General features: G+C 69.7%; 14 protein-coding genes. 6 read left to right on the top strand and 8 right to left on the bottom strand.

Going from position 1 to position 16,933, the window contains the following annotated elements; all coding sequences use genetic code 11:
- Positions 1–138: 138 nt before the first annotated feature.
- The 4 genes from ABD366_RS40240 to ABD366_RS40225 all read right to left on the bottom strand — a co-directional run bounded on the left by ABD366_RS40240 (position 139) and on the right by ABD366_RS40225 (position 3,892).
- Positions 139–696: an NADPH-dependent FMN reductase gene (locus tag ABD366_RS40240; RefSeq protein WP_324768189.1), complete on the bottom strand. Its 558-nt coding sequence runs from the start codon at positions 694–696 to the stop codon at positions 139–141.
- A 61-nt stretch (positions 697–757) separates the two neighbouring features.
- The gene (locus ABD366_RS40235) at positions 758–1,966 is read right to left on the bottom strand and encodes a macrolide family glycosyltransferase (protein WP_324768190.1); all 1,209 of its coding nucleotides are present in this window, start codon (positions 1,964–1,966) and stop codon (positions 758–760) included.
- A gap of 58 nt (positions 1,967–2,024) precedes the next feature.
- A complete protein-coding gene (locus ABD366_RS40230) occupies positions 2,025–2,687 on the bottom strand; it encodes a CatB-related O-acetyltransferase (protein WP_324768191.1) in 663 nt (220 codons plus the stop codon).
- Between the two features lie 188 nt (positions 2,688–2,875).
- A complete protein-coding gene (locus ABD366_RS40225) occupies positions 2,876–3,892 on the bottom strand; it encodes a LysR family transcriptional regulator (protein ID WP_324768192.1) in 1,017 nt (338 codons plus the stop codon).
- A gap of 115 nt (positions 3,893–4,007) precedes the next feature.
- Here ABD366_RS40225 and ABD366_RS40220 point away from each other — a divergent pair, with 115 nt between their 5' ends.
- The gene (locus tag ABD366_RS40220) at positions 4,008–4,901 is read left to right on the top strand and encodes an NAD(P)H-binding protein (RefSeq protein WP_324768194.1); all 894 of its coding nucleotides are present in this window, start codon (positions 4,008–4,010) and stop codon (positions 4,899–4,901) included.
- 10 nt (positions 4,902–4,911) lie between these two features.
- Complete coding sequence (locus ABD366_RS40215; RefSeq protein ID WP_324768195.1) at positions 4,912–5,283, top strand: darcynin family protein; 372 nt, start codon at positions 4,912–4,914, stop codon at positions 5,281–5,283.
- A 74-nt stretch (positions 5,284–5,357) separates the two neighbouring features.
- Here the strand turns inward: ABD366_RS40215 and ABD366_RS40210 are convergent, their stop codons facing one another.
- From ABD366_RS40210 to ABD366_RS40195, 4 genes are all read right to left on the bottom strand, one after another.
- Entirely contained in the window at positions 5,358–7,949 is a 2,592-nt protein-coding gene (locus tag ABD366_RS40210; protein WP_324768196.1) for a Helicase associated domain protein, read from the bottom strand.
- 115 nt (positions 7,950–8,064) lie between these two features.
- The gene (locus tag ABD366_RS40205; RefSeq protein ID WP_324768197.1) at positions 8,065–8,742 is read right to left on the bottom strand and encodes a DUF4232 domain-containing protein; all 678 of its coding nucleotides are present in this window, start codon (positions 8,740–8,742) and stop codon (positions 8,065–8,067) included.
- Between the two features lie 215 nt (positions 8,743–8,957).
- Complete coding sequence (locus ABD366_RS40200; protein WP_324768198.1) at positions 8,958–10,988, bottom strand: HelD family protein; 2,031 nt, start codon at positions 10,986–10,988, stop codon at positions 8,958–8,960.
- Positions 10,989–11,233: 245 nt separating this feature from the next.
- On the bottom strand, positions 11,234–11,797 hold the full coding sequence (locus ABD366_RS40195; protein WP_324768199.1) for a TetR/AcrR family transcriptional regulator: 564 nt from the start codon (positions 11,795–11,797) through the stop codon (positions 11,234–11,236).
- Between the two features lie 145 nt (positions 11,798–11,942).
- Here ABD366_RS40195 and ABD366_RS40190 point away from each other — a divergent pair, with 145 nt between their 5' ends.
- From ABD366_RS40190 to istB, 4 genes are all read left to right on the top strand, one after another.
- Entirely contained in the window at positions 11,943–13,412 is a 1,470-nt protein-coding gene (locus ABD366_RS40190; protein ID WP_324768200.1) for an MFS transporter, read from the top strand.
- A gap of 375 nt (positions 13,413–13,787) precedes the next feature.
- Complete coding sequence (locus tag ABD366_RS40185; protein ID WP_324768201.1) at positions 13,788–14,441, top strand: chemotaxis protein CheB; 654 nt, start codon at positions 13,788–13,790, stop codon at positions 14,439–14,441.
- Between the two features lie 20 nt (positions 14,442–14,461).
- The gene (locus tag ABD366_RS40180) at positions 14,462–15,196 is read left to right on the top strand and encodes a Crp/Fnr family transcriptional regulator (protein WP_324768202.1); all 735 of its coding nucleotides are present in this window, start codon (positions 14,462–14,464) and stop codon (positions 15,194–15,196) included.
- Between the two features lie 295 nt (positions 15,197–15,491).
- Entirely contained in the window at positions 15,492–16,451 is a 960-nt protein-coding gene (istB, locus tag ABD366_RS40175; RefSeq protein ID WP_344443450.1) for an IS21-like element helper ATPase IstB, read from the top strand.
- The last annotated feature ends 482 nt before the right edge of the window (positions 16,452–16,933 follow it).

Below are 16,933 nucleotides of genomic sequence, written 5' to 3'. Positions count from 1 at the left end.
ACAGCCGGATTCGCCAGCGCTTGACCACCCAAGATCACCAACAGAGTCACGGCATTGGGCCTAGGGCCTGTCTTCAAATTCCCTTCTGCCTCGCGGGGCCCGCCCTTCGGGCGGACGAAGGGAATTTGAAGACAGGCCCTAGCGCAGCGGAGCCAGTGCCGAAGTCAGCGTGACGACCTCGGTGAGCATCTGGTGCAGTGCGCTCTCGTGGCGCTCGGCGGGAGCGAACGTCGTGTACTGCTCGAAGTCGCTCTGCAGCGACAGGTGGACCTGGGTGTGTACGGCGGTCAGCTGGACGGCCCCGGCGATGTGGCGCAGATGGTCGAGCGCACGGGCGCCGCTGACGTTGCTGCCGTAGCCGACGAACCCGGCCGCTTTGTTGTTCCACTCGTTGTAGACGAAGTCGATGGCGTTCTTCAGCGCGGCGGGGATCGAGCGGTTGTATTCGGGCGTGACGAACACGAATCCGTCGAGCGCGTCGATCTTCGCTGCCCAGGCGCGGGTGTGGTCGTGCGCGTAGTCGCCCAGCCGGGGCGAGCGCGGTTCGTCGAACAGCGGCAGGTGGTAGTCGGCGATGTCGACGAGTTCGAACGTCGCGTCGTGCCGTGCACCGGCCGCCTTCTCGACCCATTGGGCGATCTGCGGTCCGACGCGGCCGGGCCGGGTGGTGCCGAGAATGATGCCTATCGTCGGCATGGATGTCTCCCAGTGCGCGTGAAGTGGTCGAGGGGGCGGGAAGCGCGGCAGTACCGCCGTATCAAAGCACCGGATCCTGGGCGGCGGCCAGCATGTACTCGACGAGGCCGGCGGCCCGCTGTGTGCCGCCCTCGGCCCGGGCCGCGGCCTGCAACTGCTGGGACCGCACGGCGCGTTCCGGGTCCGTCACCAGGTAGTTCAAGGCCGCGCGAAGGGTCTCGGCGGTGGCGTCGGCGGTGTCCACCCGGCGGGCGACGCCGAGCTGTACGAGCCGGTCGGCGTTCATGAACTGCTCGGCTCCCTGCGGAACGGCGATCATGGGGACGCCCGCCGCGAGCCCTTCGCCGCAGCCGCCCATCCCGGCATGGGTGACGAAGGCGTCGGCCTGCTCCAGGATCGCCCGCTGCGGGACCCAGGAGTGCACCTCGACGTTGCCCGGGATGGCGCCGAGTTCCTCAGGGTCCGTGTACGTGCCGATCTGGAGGACCACGTGCCAGCCGGGCAGGTCACCGAAGGCGGCGACGCACTGACGGTAGAACTCCGGTTGACGGGTGTACGCGGAGCCCAACGAGATGAGCAGGACACGATCGACGTCGTCCGGCCGGGTCCAACTGTCCTTGCCCGTAGGGCTGTTGGCCGGAGAGTCGAAGCAGGGGCCGACGAAGGTGACCGTGCCGGTGTCGACCCGGTCGGCGTTCGGCTGCATCGCTCGCGGGATGAGGGCCAGGGCCCGGGCGGGCGGCCCGGAGAACGCGTCCACGTCCGTGGTGGTGGCCCCGCAGCCGGCGAGCCACCGCGCGAACCTCTCCCGGTACGCGTCGGCTCCCGGCAACTTCCGCAGGTGCGCCGCGACTTCCTCCTCGTAGCCGTCCCAACTGACGAACGTCGGGGACAGTTGCAGGAGAGGGCGGCCCTGCGCTTCCGCGAGGGCGCGCGCGGCGTAGGCGCCGATGTCGTAGAGGTACAGGTCGGCCGGGTCGTCGTCGTAGGCGGCGTGCAGTTGGGGGAGGGCCTGGACGGCGTCGTCGAGGAAGAGACTCGCCGCGGCGATGGGGTCGGCGGGCCAGTCGTTGTCGGCGACCGGCAAGGTGGAGGTGCAGGGGATCAGCTCCGCGCCGGCGGCCTCGATGCGGTCGGCGACAGCCGGGTCGTTGGCGTAGGTGACCCGGTGGCCCCGGGCCACCAGCTCACGGATGAGCGCGAGGCTGGGCAGCACGTGGCTGACGATGGGCACGCCGACCATCGCGATATGGGCGCGGGGACGGGACATGTATCACTCGTTTCAGGGCTGCGAGCGGGCAGTGTGAGCGGGACGCGGCGGCAGGCTCTCAGGGCCGGCCGAGCAGGGCGGACGCCGCTTCCAGTTCCGCGATCGAGCCCGACATGATCGTCCGGACGTGCTCGGTGACGTGCTGAACGGGCCAGTCCCACCAGGCCACGGCGAGAAGCCGGGCCACGTCCTCGGCGGCGTAGCGCGTGCGAATGAGCCGGGCGGGGTTGCCGCCGACGATGCCGTAGTCGGGGACGTCGCCGGTGACCACGGCGCCGGCGGCGATGATCGCGCCGTGACCGATGCGTACGCCGGGCATGACCGTGGCGCCGTGACCGAACCACACGTCGTTGCCGACGACCGTGTCGCCCCGGCCGGGCAGGCCGGTGATCAGGTCGAAGTGCTCGGTCCAGGAGCCGCCCATGGTCGGGAAGGGGAAGGTGGAGGGGCCGTCCATGCGGTGGTTGGCGCCGTTCATGATGAACCGCGTGCCCGTGCCCAGCGCGCAGTACTTGCCGATGACGAGCCGCTCGGGCCCGTAGTGGTACAGCACGTTGCGCGTCTCGAACCCGGTCGGATCGTCCGGATCGTCGTAGTACGAGTACTCGCCTGCCTCGATCAGCGGCGACTTCACCAGCGGCTTGAGCAGAACGACGCGCGGGTGATCGGGCATCGGGTGGAGCACGGTGGGGTCGGCGGGAACGGCGGGAACGGGCGGCATCGTGAAGGCGGTTCCTCTCGGCAGGACGGACCGTAAGAGCGACGACTGTTGCGTTAAGATGCTTGCACAGTTCAGGCATGTCGATCAACCGAAAACTGGATTTCCGACCGCGGCGAAAGCGTCGCGAACGGGAGCGTCGCGAACGGGGAGCGACCCCCGCGCAGTCCTCAGGCTCCCCGGATCCGCCGTCAGACCGCAGAACCCCCCGCCCCCCGCAACGTCCGACGAACCGCCTCCCGCAACCAGTGATGCCCCCCGTCGGCCGCATGACGGGGATGCCACGCCATGCCGATCGTCAGCGGCGGCAACGGCAGAGGGATGTCGAGAACGCGCAGCCCCAGCGCGAAGGCGGCATCCGTCAGCGGCGAGGCGACAGCGCCCGGGAGCGCCGTGGGGACGAGGCACACGACGTCGCTGCGCGCGGCCAGACTCATCGCGGCCAGGTGACCGGGCAGGACGACGGCGACCCGCCGGCGCAGGCCATGTTCGGCCAGCGCGGTGTCCAAAGGGCCGGTGAACCGGCCCCGGCGGCTCACCACCACGTGGTCGGCGGCCGCCAGCCGGTCCGGCGTCAAGTCCCCCTCGGTGAGCGGGTGTCCGTTCCGGACGGCCGCCGCCATCCGCAGGGTGACCAGCTCCTCGACCCGGGTCTCGGGGTCGACATGGTCGATGGCCCCGACCTCCAGGTCGATCCGGCCCTCACGCAGCGCCGGTCCGGCCTCCCACTCCTCGGCCCGGAACCGCAACGAGATCCCCGGCGCCTCCTGCCCGGCCAGCCGCAGCATCCCCGGAGCCAGCGCCGCGCCGACCAGATCGGCCACCTGAAGGGTGAACGTGCTGCGCAGGACGGCGGGATCGACACCGGCGCCAGGAGCCAGCAGCGCACCCAGCCGCCGCACCACCGCGGCCGTCTCCTCGCGCAGCGCCTGCGCACGAGGCGTCGGAACCATGCTCTGCCCGGCCCGCACCAGCAATGGATCCTGGAGGATGCGCCGCAGCCGGGCGAGCGTGCGGCTCATCGCGGCCGGTGACGTGTGCAGACGGGCAGCGGCACGCGTGACGCTCTCCTCGGCCAGCAGAGCGTCCAACGCGACGGCCAGATTGGCATCGATGACCGGCTCCGCACCGCTGCCCGCACCAGTGCTCACACCGCTGATGCTGCCGCTCTTACTGCCGCTGTTGCTGCTGCTCTTACTGCTGCTCATAGGCGTTATTCCATTTCAGGCAATGATCCTGTGCCGAGATTCCCATTGTGGCAACACCAAGGTCCTTCGCAGGATGAGGTCGTCCCGATCCGGCACGACCGACCCTGAGGTTTCCATGATCGTCATCACCGCTCCCACCGGGAACATCGGCCGCCACCTGCTGCCGCTGCTCCTCGAATCCGCTCCCGCCCACGACGAACGACTGCGCGTGGTCGTACGGGATCCGGCCCGGCTGCCCGACGCGGTCCGCGACCAGGTCGAGGTGGTCACCGGCTCGCACGGCGACGCCGACGTCGTCGACCGCGCCTTCGAAGGCGCCGACGCCGTGTTCTGGCTCGTCCCCCCGGACGCGTCCCGGACCCCCGAGGACGCCTACCGCGGCTTCACCCGCCCCGCCGCCGAGGCCCTCACCGCCCACCGCGTCGGCCACGTCGTCGGCGTCTCCGCACTCGGCCGCGGCACCCCGGTCGCCGACCGCGCCGGACTCGTCACCGCCACCTTCGCCATGGACGACCTCCTCACCGACACCGGCGTCGCCTACCGCGCCCTGGCCAACCCGTCCTTCTTCGAGAACCTCCTCGAGGACGCCGACACCATCCGCGAGAGCGGCGTCTTCACCGACGCCGCCGACGCCGACCGCAAGGCGCCCCTCGTCGCCGTCGCCGACATCGCGGCCGTCGCCGCCGGCCTGCTGCTCGACCGCTCATGGTCCGGCAGCGACAGCGTCCCCGTCCTCGGCCCCCAGGACCTCTCCCCGAACGACCTGGCCCGCATCATGACCGAACAACTCGGCCGCCCCGTCCGCTACGAACGCCAGCCGCTCGACAACCTCCACACCAGCCTCATCGGCTACGGGCTCAACAAGGCGTTCGCCCAGGGCATCGTCGACATGAAGCGGGCCAAGAACGAGGGCCTCGACGCAGGCGTCACCCGCACCCCGGCCACCAGCACCCCCACCACCTTCCACGACTGGTGCGCCCGGACCCTCAAGCCCGCGATCCTCAAGTAAGGAACCCGTCATGACCACTGTCACTGAGAAAACCGCGCCGCCGGTCACCGCGTTCATGCTCATCAAGACCACACCCGAATGGCTCGCCATGACCCCGCAGGAACGCGTCGACGCCTTCACCACCCAGGTCATCCCGGCGATCAAGGCCAAAACCACCGGCGTCCGCTCACGTTTCTACGACACGGAGTTCTACTCCACCCGCGTCACCGACGTCTGGGTCTGGGAGGCCGACGACCACGACGCCTACCAGCTCCTCATCGACGCCCTGCGCGAAACCCCCTTCTGGGACCGCTACTTCACCGTCGTCGACCTCCTCGTAGGCACCGAGAACGGCTACGCCCGCACCTACGGCCTGGACGCCGTCACCACGATCACGACCTGACCCACCACGCGTCACCCATCTGAACCAACCCGAATCCATCTGAACCCACCTGAACCCATCTGAACCACCACCTGTCACCAGCGCATGCCGAGCCGATCGAGGTCGTCACGCCGCTTCGCGGTGAGCTTCCCGGCACGGCGGCGGGTGTTGGCGATCCACATCCCCAGGGCAACCGGCACTCCGTCCCCATCGGCCCCCACCCCGCCAGGGACGGACCCGGTGTCCTTGGGCGCTACGGCCCCCGTGACCTTGGGCGCTACGGACCCGGTGTCCGTGAGCGCTACGGACCCGGCGTCCTCGACCGATACGAACTCGGTGTGCTTCCGCGGCACCCGCAGATGCCCTTCACGCGCATGAAAGCGCCGCGCGGCCCGCAGGTTGAGCCCCCACTTGTCCTCCTGCGTACGCCGGACAGGCCGCTCCGCCTCCCCGGCCTCCTCCACCCCCAGCACCTCCCGAAGCAGCCACTGCTGGGCAGGTACGAGATCGGCCCAGCCGAGGCGCTGCGCACGCACCCACGCGCCGAGATCCTCACCCTGCACGACCAGGACGCCGGGCTCTTGGGGAAGCGAACCACTGCCATCGACGTGGTTCTTGGCGAGCCGATAGCAGCGCTGCCACGCCGTGTCCCAGGCAGGGCACCAGCCGGGATCGACGGCATCCAGCGCGTCCTGACGGCTCTCGGACAACCCCCACCCGCCCGGCCCCACCGGCCGCCCCCGTTCGTGCGCGAGAGCGGCCTGGGCCGCCTGCCGCGCGGCGGCCCGCTGGTTCTTCAGCCACACCCCGACCGGGAACCCGCCCCCGCCCACGGCACCGACCGGCGCCAGCAGATGCCCATGCTCCTCGGCCCAGGCCCGCGCGGCGTTGAGGCCTTCGTCGAAGGCGGTCTCGTGCGCGTTCCACACCATGCCGAGCTTGTCCAACTGCCGTACGCGCTCGGCCTCCAGGAGCTCGGCGTTGTAGTACCGGCGCTGATCCGCGACCCACACACCGAGCGGGAAACCGGCGGGCGACCAGTCCTCCGGCGTCACGAACCGCTGCGGCACCCGCAGCACCTCGCCGCCGGTCTCCTTCAGGTACTGGAGGCAGGCCTGGATGCCACGGCGCCAGTACGCGTTCTCCGGATCGATGACCCGCAGCCGGATGAACCGCGCGATGAGCGCGGGATCACGCGGCGTACTGAACTTCAACAGGTCCGTGGCCGCTCCGCCCACCACGCCGTCATCGGCTGCGCCGCTGTCCTCGGTGCCTTCCTCGACGCCTTCGCCGCTGTCCTCCTCGCGTCCCCGACTCCCGCTCCGCACACGGGAATCCGCCAGAGCCTCGATCGTCTCCGTGTCATGCGCCCGCAAGGCACCGAGGACCTTGCTGAGGCTGCCGTAGGCATCGGAGACCAGCATCTGCGAACCCTCTTCACCCGGGCCGAGAAACACCGGGACCACCAAAGTGGCGAGCTTCCCCTCACCCGGCCTGATACGCAGCGCGCGCCCGACCATCTGCACGATGTCGACCATCGAACCCCGCGCATCCATGAAGGCGACAGCGTCACAACGGGCCGTATCGACCCCCTCGCCCAGCACCTTCACCGACGCCAGAACCTGAACGGCGGCCTTCACCTCCGCACCGTCCTCACCCGGAACGAAATCGGACGCGAACTCTTCCAGCACCGCCTGCCGGTGACCGGGCGGATGCTCCCCGTACAGCCATCGCGCCCACACCCGCCCCGGCGCCGGAAACCTTCCGGGATCATCCGCATGCAGCCGCTCCGCGACGGCGGGCACCCCGGCCGCCATCGCCTCCGCCTCCGCGACCCGGCTGTGGAACGTCAGAATGCGGCGCAGCTTCTCCTCCACGGCCGCGGTCAACAGCCCCGTCTGCAACGCCGCGAGCCGCGCACCCCGCACCTCGTCCGCGCCCGACGGAGCGTCGCGCAACGCCCCGTGCACGTCCTCGTCGCGGATATCCACGCAGACGACCTGGTACGGGGCCACGATGCCCCGCCGGATCGCCTCCGACAGCTTCAACTCGTACGCCACCGGCCCGAAGACATCGCTTTCCCGGTCCATGGACGCGACCATCCGCGGCACGTCCCCGCCGGCGGCCTCCCACACCCGGGGCGTCGCCGTCATGTACAACCGCCGCCGCGCGGGAAGCTGCTCCTGGTCATGCACCGCGGCCCACGGCTTCCCGGCATCTCCGCTCGTCCGGTGCGCCTCGTCCACCACGACGAGATCCCACACCTCCACGCCCGCCGCATGCGCCCGCTGCAGGACCCGCAACCCCAATGACGCGTAGGTGGCGAACACGGTCACCCGGTCCGGGCCTTCCAGCCACGACGCCAGCTCCTGCGCACTGGTCGTACACGGCACACCCCGACTGTCGGCGGCACCGAGCGAACACACCCCCACGAACGCCCCGCCACGCCCACCGGCCCGCCAGGCGGCAGCGGTCTGCACCAGCAGATCCAGGGTCGGCACCAGCACCAGCACCCGCCGCGCCTTCAACCGCCGGGCCGCCTCCACCGCCATCAACGTCTTCCCCGACCCCGTCGCGGAGACGACCTGCGCCCGCAACCCGTCCGCCGGTACCCTCCCGTCGACCGGATCCTGCAGAACCCGCAGAACACCGTCGACCGCCTCGACCTGATGCGGCAGAAGTCGCATGGCTCCCATCCTGGCTCCGGTAGGTAGGTGGACCGCATTTCGCCGTCACGCGCCTGACCAGGTCATCAAACCCCAGCTGCTCCGTAAAGCGAACCGCCCCCCACCGCCCCCGGGCCTACTTGGTGGTGTGGGTGGGGTAGACCTGCACGTCGGTGTAGGCGCCCTTGATGTCACCCGCGGCGGCCGGCCAGTCCAGGGTCACGGTGTGGGTCTCGTTCGGGGGCGTCACCAGGATGTCGGTCGGGGACGCGAGGCTGTTGCCGGTGGTGTCGATGGTGTAGGCGAGGTTGAAGACCGCGGCGTCGCCGGGCTTGAGGGTGGTGACGCGGGGCTGGGCGGGGCCGCGTTCGATGGGGCTCGTGGTGTGGTCGGCGTCCTTGATGTCGACGCCGGCGAAGCCGGTCGCCGAGCAGGTGGTCGAACCCCGGTTGATCATGGTGATGTCGATCCTGCCCTCGGTCTCGTCGGGGGCAGCGTCCACGGCGTCGATGGCCAGGTCCTCCGTCTTGCAGAACGTGACCTTGGTGCTGGTCTTCGTCGCGCCGTTCTCGGCTGCCTCTGCCGTGGTGTCCTCACCGGAGCCCGCCTTGGCGTCGCCGGCCGTCGAGCCACCCTCCGAGGACGAGGACGAGGAGGAGGAAGACGCGGGGGAGGAGTCCTTGGCGGACGCGTCGTTCCCGGAGTCGCCGTTGCCGCAGGCGGTGAGCGAGAGGCCCGCGGCCACGGTCAGAGCGGCGGCGGCGAAGCGCAGCGTGCGGCGGCGGTTGCCGAGGACGGTGGTGTTGGAGCGCATGGCGGATCTCCCAGTAGGTAGTGGGTGGTGTCCCCTCCTCGGGAACAACACTCACTCTGGTGGTGGCCGCTACTGCTCAGTCGCCGTCCCACTAACGTCTGCCTAACGGAGATCATCCGCACCCGCTCGCATCCCACATAGCCCTTGTCCCCGTGCGGATTGACGTTTCCGTGCGGATCGACGTTTCCGTGCGGATCGACGACGCGGGCGCCGAGTCATCGGGCGGGCTGGACGGTGACGGTGCACAGGCGTTTGGTGGCCCGGGTCAGGGCCACGTACAAGTCCCTTTCCCCGCCGGGGCGGGCCGTGATGATCTCCTCGGGGTTCATGACGACGACCCCGTCGAATTCCAGGCCGCGCGCTTCGGACGCCGGCACGATGCGTGCGTGGTGCGCGATGCCCTGGGCCGTCAGTTCGCCCACCCTCGTGTCCGCGCAGATCACGCCCAGCAGCTCGCCCGGGTGCGTGGAGCTCTGGGCGCGGAGTTCCCGGACGACGGCGCTGACCGACCCGTCCGCAGGCGTGGTCACGGTGCGAGGGCTCTCGCCGCTCCGCAGTGACCGTGTGGGCTTCTGGTCCGGAGCGATCCGCGTGAGCAGGTCCCGGACGCTCTCCAGGATCTCCTGCGTCGTGCGGTAGCTGACGGTCAGGTCGTGCAGTCTGAACCGCGGTCCGACGTGAGGGCTCAGCGCTTCCTTCCAGTCGCGTGCGGTCGCGACCGGGCCCGCCTGAGCGAAGTCACCCACCAGCGTCATCGACCTCGACGGGCAGCGGCGGACGATCATCCGCCACTGCATGGCGGTCAGTTCCTGCGCCTCGTCGACGACGACGTGCCCGTACGTCCGCGCGGGCGGGCCGTCGACCAGGCTCGCCGCCTCGTCCAGCAGCGGCACATCGGCATCGGTCCACGGGTCGTCCGGGCCGCGCAGCAGTAGGGACCGCTCCTGCTCGTTCAGGCGGGGCAGGTGCTCGGCGAGAGCGCCGGTGTCCGTCAGGAGCGCCTTCACGAGGGCACCGGGTACCAGCCGCGGCCACAACGCCTCGACCGCCCGGTCGACGCCGGCGTCGTCGAGGAGGTCGGCCCGGATGGCGTCCAGGTCCAGCTCGTGGACCGGACCCGCGTCGGCCGCACCTTCGGCACGGCGCTGGGCGACGCCCGTGAACCGGTCGAGGTTCAGGCCCGTCATCCTCTCGGTGTCGGCGTCGATCTGCTCCAGGACGTCGCCCATGTCCCGTTGCATCGCGTCGGTGACGGCGTCGGCCAGGAGCTCCTTGAACACCTGGCGCGCGGGGTTGTGCCCCGGTACGGCCGCCACGGCGGCGTCGCGTGCCACGGCGACTTCCTCGTCGGACAGGTGAACCAGTTCCTGGCCGACCCGCACGGTGAAGTCACCGGCGGGCGCCTGGTGGCCGCGCAGCAGGCCGGCCAGGGCGTCGGCGAGGTCGCAGCCGCCCTTGAGCCGCGCCGTGCCGAAGGGGTCCGCCGTGTCCGTGACCACTCCGGCCAGTTCCCGGCAGGTCGCCATATCGACGTCGTTCTCTCCGAGCGAGGGAAGGACCTGGGAGATGTAGTCGAGGAACCGGGCGTTCGGGCCCACCACCAGGACACCCTCCTCCGCGGCGCGCGGGAACGCGTACAGGACGTAGGCCGCCCGGTGCAGGGCGACCACCGTCTTGCCGGTGCCGGGCCCGCCCTGCACCACGGTCACCCCGCGGTGGGCGGAGCGGACGATCTCGTCCTGCTCGGTCTGGAGCGTCGCGACGGCCGCGTGCATCCTGCCCGTACGCCGTGCCGACAGGGCCTCGGTCAACGGGCCGTCCCCCACGACGTCCTCGTCGGTCGGGGCGGTTCCGTCGAGCAGTTCGTCGCTCACCGAGACGACCGTGCGCTCCTCCAGGCGCAGGTGCCGGCGCCGCCGCAGGTCCATCGGGTGGACCGGGGTCGCCTCGTAGAAGGGCCGCGCCGCGTTGGCGCGCCAGTCCACGAGCAGAGGCAGGTCGTCCTCCTCCGTGTGCAGTCCGATCCGGCCGATGCGCAGGGCCGTGCCGTCCGTCCAGTCGATGCGCCCGAAGACCAGCCCCTTTTCGGCGCCCTCCAGCCGGCCGATCTCCTTGCTGAGGCGCTCGGCGGCGATCTCTCTCTCGTACGCCTCACCGGCGCTGTCCGCCGGGGCCTTCAGCACACTCGCTCGGTTTTCTCGCGCCTCGGAAAGCCGCTCGGTGATCAGCCCGTACAAGGAGGACACATAATCCTGCTCCGATGCAAGCGCACGCACAGCGGAATCATTAATTTTCGACAACGGCGGGCTCCTTCGATTCGAGCCATACCGTACGGCCAAACTCTTCGAAAGATAAGTCTTGACTTACTTATTGCAGTCATGCCCCACGACTTGATCCATCGCGGCCGACCGTATTCGGTATCGAATATTCCGCCGCTCATGTATTTCCGCGTTCGAGAAAAGGGGGAATTCCGGCGGGGTGGCCGGCGCCGTCACAGGATTCGGTCGACCAGTCCGTCGACGTAGTCCGGGGTGAGTTCCATGCCGAACAGGACGCGGATGTACATCGGGGCCAGGACGTGGTCCAGCACGTCGAAGGCGGAGGGTGCGTCCTCGCCGCGTTCGCCGGCGCGATCGAGCATGGACTGCAGTTGTTGGGTGCGCTCGGCGCGGAGGGCGTCACGCGCTTTCAGACCTTGGTCGCCGGTGCCGGCCAGGGCGAAGGCGAGGCGCAGCAGCGCCAGGCCGTCGGGTCCGGTGATCTCGCGGGCCACGGCAGCCGCGTAAGTGCGCAGGTCACCGTCGAGGCTCCCGGTGTCGGGCATCGGCGACTGCGCGTTGAGGCGGGTGAGCGCCACATCGGTGAGCAGGGTCTCCAGGCTGCCCCACCGGCGGTAGATGCTGCTGTCGGCCACACCCGCGCGGGCTGCGACCTCGCCGACGGTGAAGTTGCCGTAGCCGCGCTCACTGATCAGGTCGGTGACGGCCTGGTGCACCTGCGCGCCGACGCGGGCGCTGCGCCCCCCGGGTCGCCTGGCCGGCTGTCGCTCGTTCATACCCACCACCTTAACGCAGTCGACACTTGCGTTTGCGAGGAGGCCCTCCTATAGTCCACTAACGCAGCCCGCGCCTGCTTTAAGGCGCGCAGAGGCTGACCACGCCGGTCGTGGAGAGGCACCACCAACCCTTGAGAGGAACCCCATGGCAGCAACGCCCGCGGGCGCAGGCAGTCGACGAAACCGGGCCGTGCTCCTCACGGTGGTCTGCCTGGGCCAGTTCATGGTCCTGCTCGACAACACGATCGTCGGGGCCGCGCTGCCCGATATGCAGCACCGGCTGCACACGCAGCTGACAGGTCTGCAGTGGATCGTCGACGCGTACGTGCTGCTGGTCGCCATGCTGCTGCTGTCCGGCGGCGTCTTCGCCGACCGGTTCGGCCGCAAGCGGGTCTACCTGACCGGCGTCGCGGTGTTCACCGTCGCGTCGCTGATGTGCGCCCTCGCGCCCTCCCTCGGCTGGCTGATCGCCGGCCGGGTACTGCAGGGCATCGGAGCCGCGGCGCTCAGCCCCGCCTCACTCGCCCTGCTCGCCGCCGCCCATCCCGTACCGCAGGAACGGGTCAAGGCGATCGGGCTGTGGGCCGGACTCAGCGGCATCGGCCTGGCCGCGGGCCCCGTGGCCGGCGGCGTGCTGACGGACGCCTTCGGCTGGCCCGCCATCTTCCTGGTCAACCTGCCCATCGGCGTGCTCCTCCTGCTGGTCGGCGTGCGCCACCTCGGCGAGTCCCGCAATCCGAGCGCCTCCGCGATCGACGTCCCCGGAACCGTGCTCTCCGTTCTCGGGGTCGGCGTACTGACCTACGGGCTGATCGAGGGCGCTGCCCGCGGCTGGACCTCACCGGTGATCCTGGGCAGCTTCGCCGCCGCGGTGATCCTCCTCGCCGCCTTCGTCGCCGTCGAAGCGCGTCGTTCCGCCCCGATGCTCCCGCTGGGACTGTTCCGCCAGCGCCTGTTCACCGTGTCCAACACCGCCATGACCGTGGTGGGGTTCGCGCTCATGGGCTCGTCGTTCTTCTTCTCCCAGTTCTTCGTGTACGTCCAGGGCAGCTCGATCCTGCGCGCCGGACTGCAGACCCTGCCGCTGTCCCTCGCCATGGTGATCGTGAGCCCGTACGCGGGCCGGCTCGCCGCCCGGTACGGCTTCCGCATCGTGGTCACCACCGGCCTGGCCCTGGCCGGCCTGGGCCTCCTCGCACTCGGCATGGTGCACGCCGACACGGGTTACGGGAACGTGTGGTGGCGGCTGGCAATCGCCGGCGCCGGCTTCGCCCTGGCCATGTCCCCACTGACAGGAGCCGCCATTCAAGCGGTCAGCCCGCAGGAGGGTGGCCTCGCCTCAGGCATCAGCAGCACCACCCGGCAGATCGGCGCGGTGCTCGGCGTGGCACTGCTCGGAGCCATCGTCCGCGCCCGGCAGACCGGCGGCGCCTCCTTCGAAACCGGCCTCAACAGCGCCTTCCTCGCCGCCGGCGCCGTCACGCTGGCGACCGCCGTGTTCACCGGCCTGTGGCTGGCGAAGTCCAAGCCCGCGGAAAGCCCGGCGGCACCGCAACCTTCCACCGTTCCGGACCCGGCCATCACCTCGAACGCGGCCCCCGCGAACATCCGCTGACAGCGACATCCGTAAACAGAATATGGAGACGCCCTGCGCGATAAAATATCGTGCCGAATTCACGCACCAGACGGCACCAGACAGCAGAATGCGCATCATGTCACCGCGCCCCGGCGCCGAAATATAGATCGGACGGCCTGACGGAATTGCCCCGGCGAGCAGGCGGGCCATCCGGTAGCCGACCGCGGAAGACGACGACCAGCACCGCCGGCCGGTCGCTCACGCGGGAACCAGACCACCCTGAGGGACTGTCCGTGCCCCTTTGCTCTTATGTCTGATCTCATGAGTGGGGCCCTTGCCGCGGGCCGCATTCCTCACCACGGGTGCTGCCGCGAGGTGTGCGCTGTGTCCGGTGGCGGGCACTAGACTGCCGCTATGTTCGGTGCCGCACAGAGTCCCTCCGCTGCCTTCGACGTGGTCTGTATGACCGCGTCGCTGGGTGGCGTGAGTGCCTACCGCGAGATTCTGGCGGCGCTGCCCGAATCGTTTCCGGCCGCGCTGGTGCTTCTGCAGCACCGGCCGGTGCGTGAACAGGACACCCTGGTGCGGGTGTTGCAGTACCGCTCCGCACTCCCGGTGCGGTTGCTGCACGACGGTGACGAGCTGACGCCCGGCGTCGTCCATGTGGTGCCGGCCGGCTACTCGGCCGCGTTCACCCCGGACGGCGCGGTGACGCTGCACGCGGTGGAGGGCCACCGTGCGGCGGATCCGACGTTCGCCTCCGCCGCGGCCGCCTTCGGTTCCCGCGTGTTGGCCGCGGTGCTGACCGGCCGGCTCCAGGACGGGGCCCTGGGGGTCCGTCATGTCCGGGGCGCGGGCGGGCGGGCGCTGGCCCAGGATCTCACCACGTCGGAGGCGTCCGGCATGCCGAGCGCCGCGATGGCCACCGGCTGCATAGACTTCGTGCTGCCCCTGCCGGTGCTGGCGCACGCGCTGGTCAGCCTGGTGATGGTGCCCGGCGCCGCGGGCATGATGCGGGTGTCGCTGCCGCCGTGGGCGGCCGCCATTCCCCCGGCCTTCGCCACCTGACAGGACGAGAGGCGGACTTGATGATCAGCGACACGGCCGGCCCTTATGACCCGCGGGGCAACCGGATCCTCGCCGCCCTGCCCCAGAGAGCACTCAACCACCTGCGGCCTCACCTGGAGTCGGTCGAACTGATTGTCGGGGACGTGCTCTACCGGCCCGGCGAGCGCATCGACACCGTGTACTTCCCCGTCATCGGGGTGTGCTCGATCGTCACCGATCTGGAGGGCCCGACCGTCGAGGTCGCCACCGTCGGCGACGAGGGCATGGTCGGCCTCCCCGTCTTCCTCGGCGTCGCCACCTCGAGCGAACGCACACTCTGTCAGGTCCCCGGCCGGGCCCTGCAGATGGACGCCGACCGGTTCCGCCACGAGATCGCCGTCCTGGACGGCCAACTGCAACACGCGCTGCAGCGCTTCACCCAGTCGATGTTCACCCAGCTGGCACGCAACGCGGGCTGCATCCGCGGCCACCGCACCCACGAACGCTGCGCGCGCTGGCTGTTGATGACTGCCGACCGCATGCACAGCGACCGTTTCGAGCTCACGCAGAAGTTCCTCGCCCAGATGCTTGCGGTGCGCAGGTCCTCGGTCAGCGAGGTCGCCGGCGCCCTGGCCGCGGACGGCTGCATCCGCTACAGCCGCGGCATCATCACCATCCTGGACCGCGATCGCCTCCAGGCCCACGCCTGCAGCTGCTACCGCGTCATCCGCGAAGCCCTCGACGCAGCCCTGCCTCCCCACACGGACACGCCCTGACCGTGCGGTGCCTCGTGTACTTGACCGCTACGAGGTGATGCGGGCAGATCTTTCCTTGCGCGCCCGCTTACGGGACGCTTGTCGCGGCGTGTGCCGCATGGGGGGTGCCCCTATGTCTTTGGTCAAGGGAAACGGGGGTGCGCTGATCCGGTGAGCCGGGGCAGCATGGCGGGGTGTCGGCGTACACAGTTACGTCCCCGCCTTCGTACGGATGAATAGGGACAGATGTTGATGCGGTGAACCGTGCGGCTCGGCACTCTGCTGCTGTCGGTGTGACGGTGGAGGGTGGCTGACGATGGTCTTGGACCCGCATCGCTGGTTGGAACTGCGGCGCTTCCGTGGGCTGTTGGAGTCCGGGGCATTGAGCCTGTCGGAGATCGCCCGGGAGACGGGCCTGGACCGCAAGACGGTTCGGAAGTACCTCTCGTCGCCGGGCCCGGCGACACCGCCGCGGCGGTCTCCGAACGGTCGGCCCCGGGCGAGGGTGATCGACGAATTCGCGCCGCTGGTCGATGCGATGCTGCGGGCCGAGGTCCTGATGAAAGCCGCGGTCATCCATGAGCGGCTGGTCACGGAGTACGGGTTCACCGGGAACTACCAGCGGGTCAAGCTCTACGTTCAAGAAGCCCGCCCGCGGGTCGCCGAGGAACTCGGGATCACCCCGCAGGAACTGGCGGGCCTGCAGCTGCCGCACCACAAGACGCTGGACGAATACGACTTCTCCTTCCAGCCGGACCTCGACCCGCGCAAGGTGAAGGACCTCGCCACCCTGTCCTTTGTCGAGGCCAAGGCCAACGCGGCCCTGCTCGGGCCGCCCGGAGTCGGCAAGACCCACATCGCGATCGCGCTGGCGGTCGCGGCCTGCAGGGCCGGCTACTCGATCTACTTCACCAGCCTCGACGACATGGTCCGCAATCTCAAAGCCGCTGAAGCGGCAGGTCGGTTGACCAGCAAACTCGGCTCCTACCTGCGGCCGAGCGTCCTCGTCGTTGATGAGGTCGGCTACCAGCCTCTCGAACGCGCCGAGGCGAATCTGGTCTTCCAGGTGATCTCCAAGCGCTACGAGAAGGGATCGATCATCCTCACGTCGAACAAGACCTTCAGCGAATGGGGCCAGGTCTTCGGCGACGAAGTTCTCGCCACCGCGATCCTCGACCGCCTCCTGCACCACTGCGAAGTCGTCCCGATCAACGGCCCCAGCTACCGACTCAAGAACCGCCTCCAGGCCATCGAGCGCGAGACAGACGTGGCCTGACAGTTGGGGATGAAGAAACGTACGGGGACGGGGACTTAAGTCCGTACTCCGACACGGTGCTGCGGTAGTGCATCACGCTGGACGTCGACACCCCGACGTCGTCCGCAAACCGGGCAAGGGTCTCCTCGACCGTCTGAACATCCGTGCCCGCCGCGGGCCGTGCACCCCCCCTTGGAGCTGGAGGGGTTCTCTCTCCAAAGAGTTGTCACCTAGTTTGAAATGCGTGTCCCGTTCGGTCTCGACCAGGACTTTCGACTGAGCCACGAGCTCGTCGTAACGCTCCTGGGTCACCTTGCCGACCATGGTGGGCATAGCGCTCACCACCTGCCGCGGGGCCCGGGGGCGGCACAGTGCCGGCGACAAGGCCGGGCCCGCGATACAGCTCAGCGTCCATCCACCCGGAGATCGAACACCAGCACTGAGCGTTTTCAGCGTTGCTTCTCCAGAGTGAGGACGGCTCTGGCGATGACGCTCATGCGGTT

Origin of the sequence: Streptomyces kunmingensis (assembly GCF_039533535.1) — a bacterium.
Lineage (GTDB): Bacteria > Actinomycetota > Actinomycetes > Streptomycetales > Streptomycetaceae > Streptomyces > Streptomyces kunmingensis.
This window is presented reverse-complemented; position numbering and strand designations above follow the sequence as displayed.

Bases quoted from the DNA above. Each gene is read 5' to 3' on its own strand.
- ABD366_RS40240 (WP_324768189.1), bottom strand. From the start codon at position 696: ATGCCGACGATAGGCATCATTCTCGGCACCACCCGGCCCGGCCGCGTC.
- ABD366_RS40235 (WP_324768190.1), bottom strand. From the start codon at position 1,966: ATGTCCCGTCCCCGCGCCCATATCGCGATGGTCGGCGTGCCCATCGTC.
- ABD366_RS40230 (WP_324768191.1), bottom strand. From the start codon at position 2,687: ATGCCGCCCGTTCCCGCCGTTCCCGCCGACCCCACCGTGCTCCACCCG.
- ABD366_RS40225 (WP_324768192.1), bottom strand. From the start codon at position 3,892: ATGAGCAGCAGTAAGAGCAGCAGCAACAGCGGCAGTAAGAGCGGCAGC.
- ABD366_RS40220 (WP_324768194.1), top strand. From the start codon at position 4,008: ATGATCGTCATCACCGCTCCCACCGGGAACATCGGCCGCCACCTGCTG.
- ABD366_RS40215 (WP_324768195.1), top strand. From the start codon at position 4,912: ATGACCACTGTCACTGAGAAAACCGCGCCGCCGGTCACCGCGTTCATG.
- ABD366_RS40210 (WP_324768196.1), bottom strand. From the start codon at position 7,949: ATGCGACTTCTGCCGCATCAGGTCGAGGCGGTCGACGGTGTTCTGCGG.
- ABD366_RS40205 (WP_324768197.1), bottom strand. From the start codon at position 8,742: ATGCGCTCCAACACCACCGTCCTCGGCAACCGCCGCCGCACGCTGCGC.
- ABD366_RS40195 (WP_324768199.1), bottom strand. From the start codon at position 11,797: ATGAACGAGCGACAGCCGGCCAGGCGACCCGGGGGGCGCAGCGCCCGC.
- ABD366_RS40190 (WP_324768200.1), top strand. From the start codon at position 11,943: ATGGCAGCAACGCCCGCGGGCGCAGGCAGTCGACGAAACCGGGCCGTG.
- ABD366_RS40185 (WP_324768201.1), top strand. From the start codon at position 13,788: ATGTTCGGTGCCGCACAGAGTCCCTCCGCTGCCTTCGACGTGGTCTGT.
- ABD366_RS40180 (WP_324768202.1), top strand. From the start codon at position 14,462: ATGATCAGCGACACGGCCGGCCCTTATGACCCGCGGGGCAACCGGATC.
- istB (WP_344443450.1), top strand. From the start codon at position 15,492: ATGGTCTTGGACCCGCATCGCTGGTTGGAACTGCGGCGCTTCCGTGGG.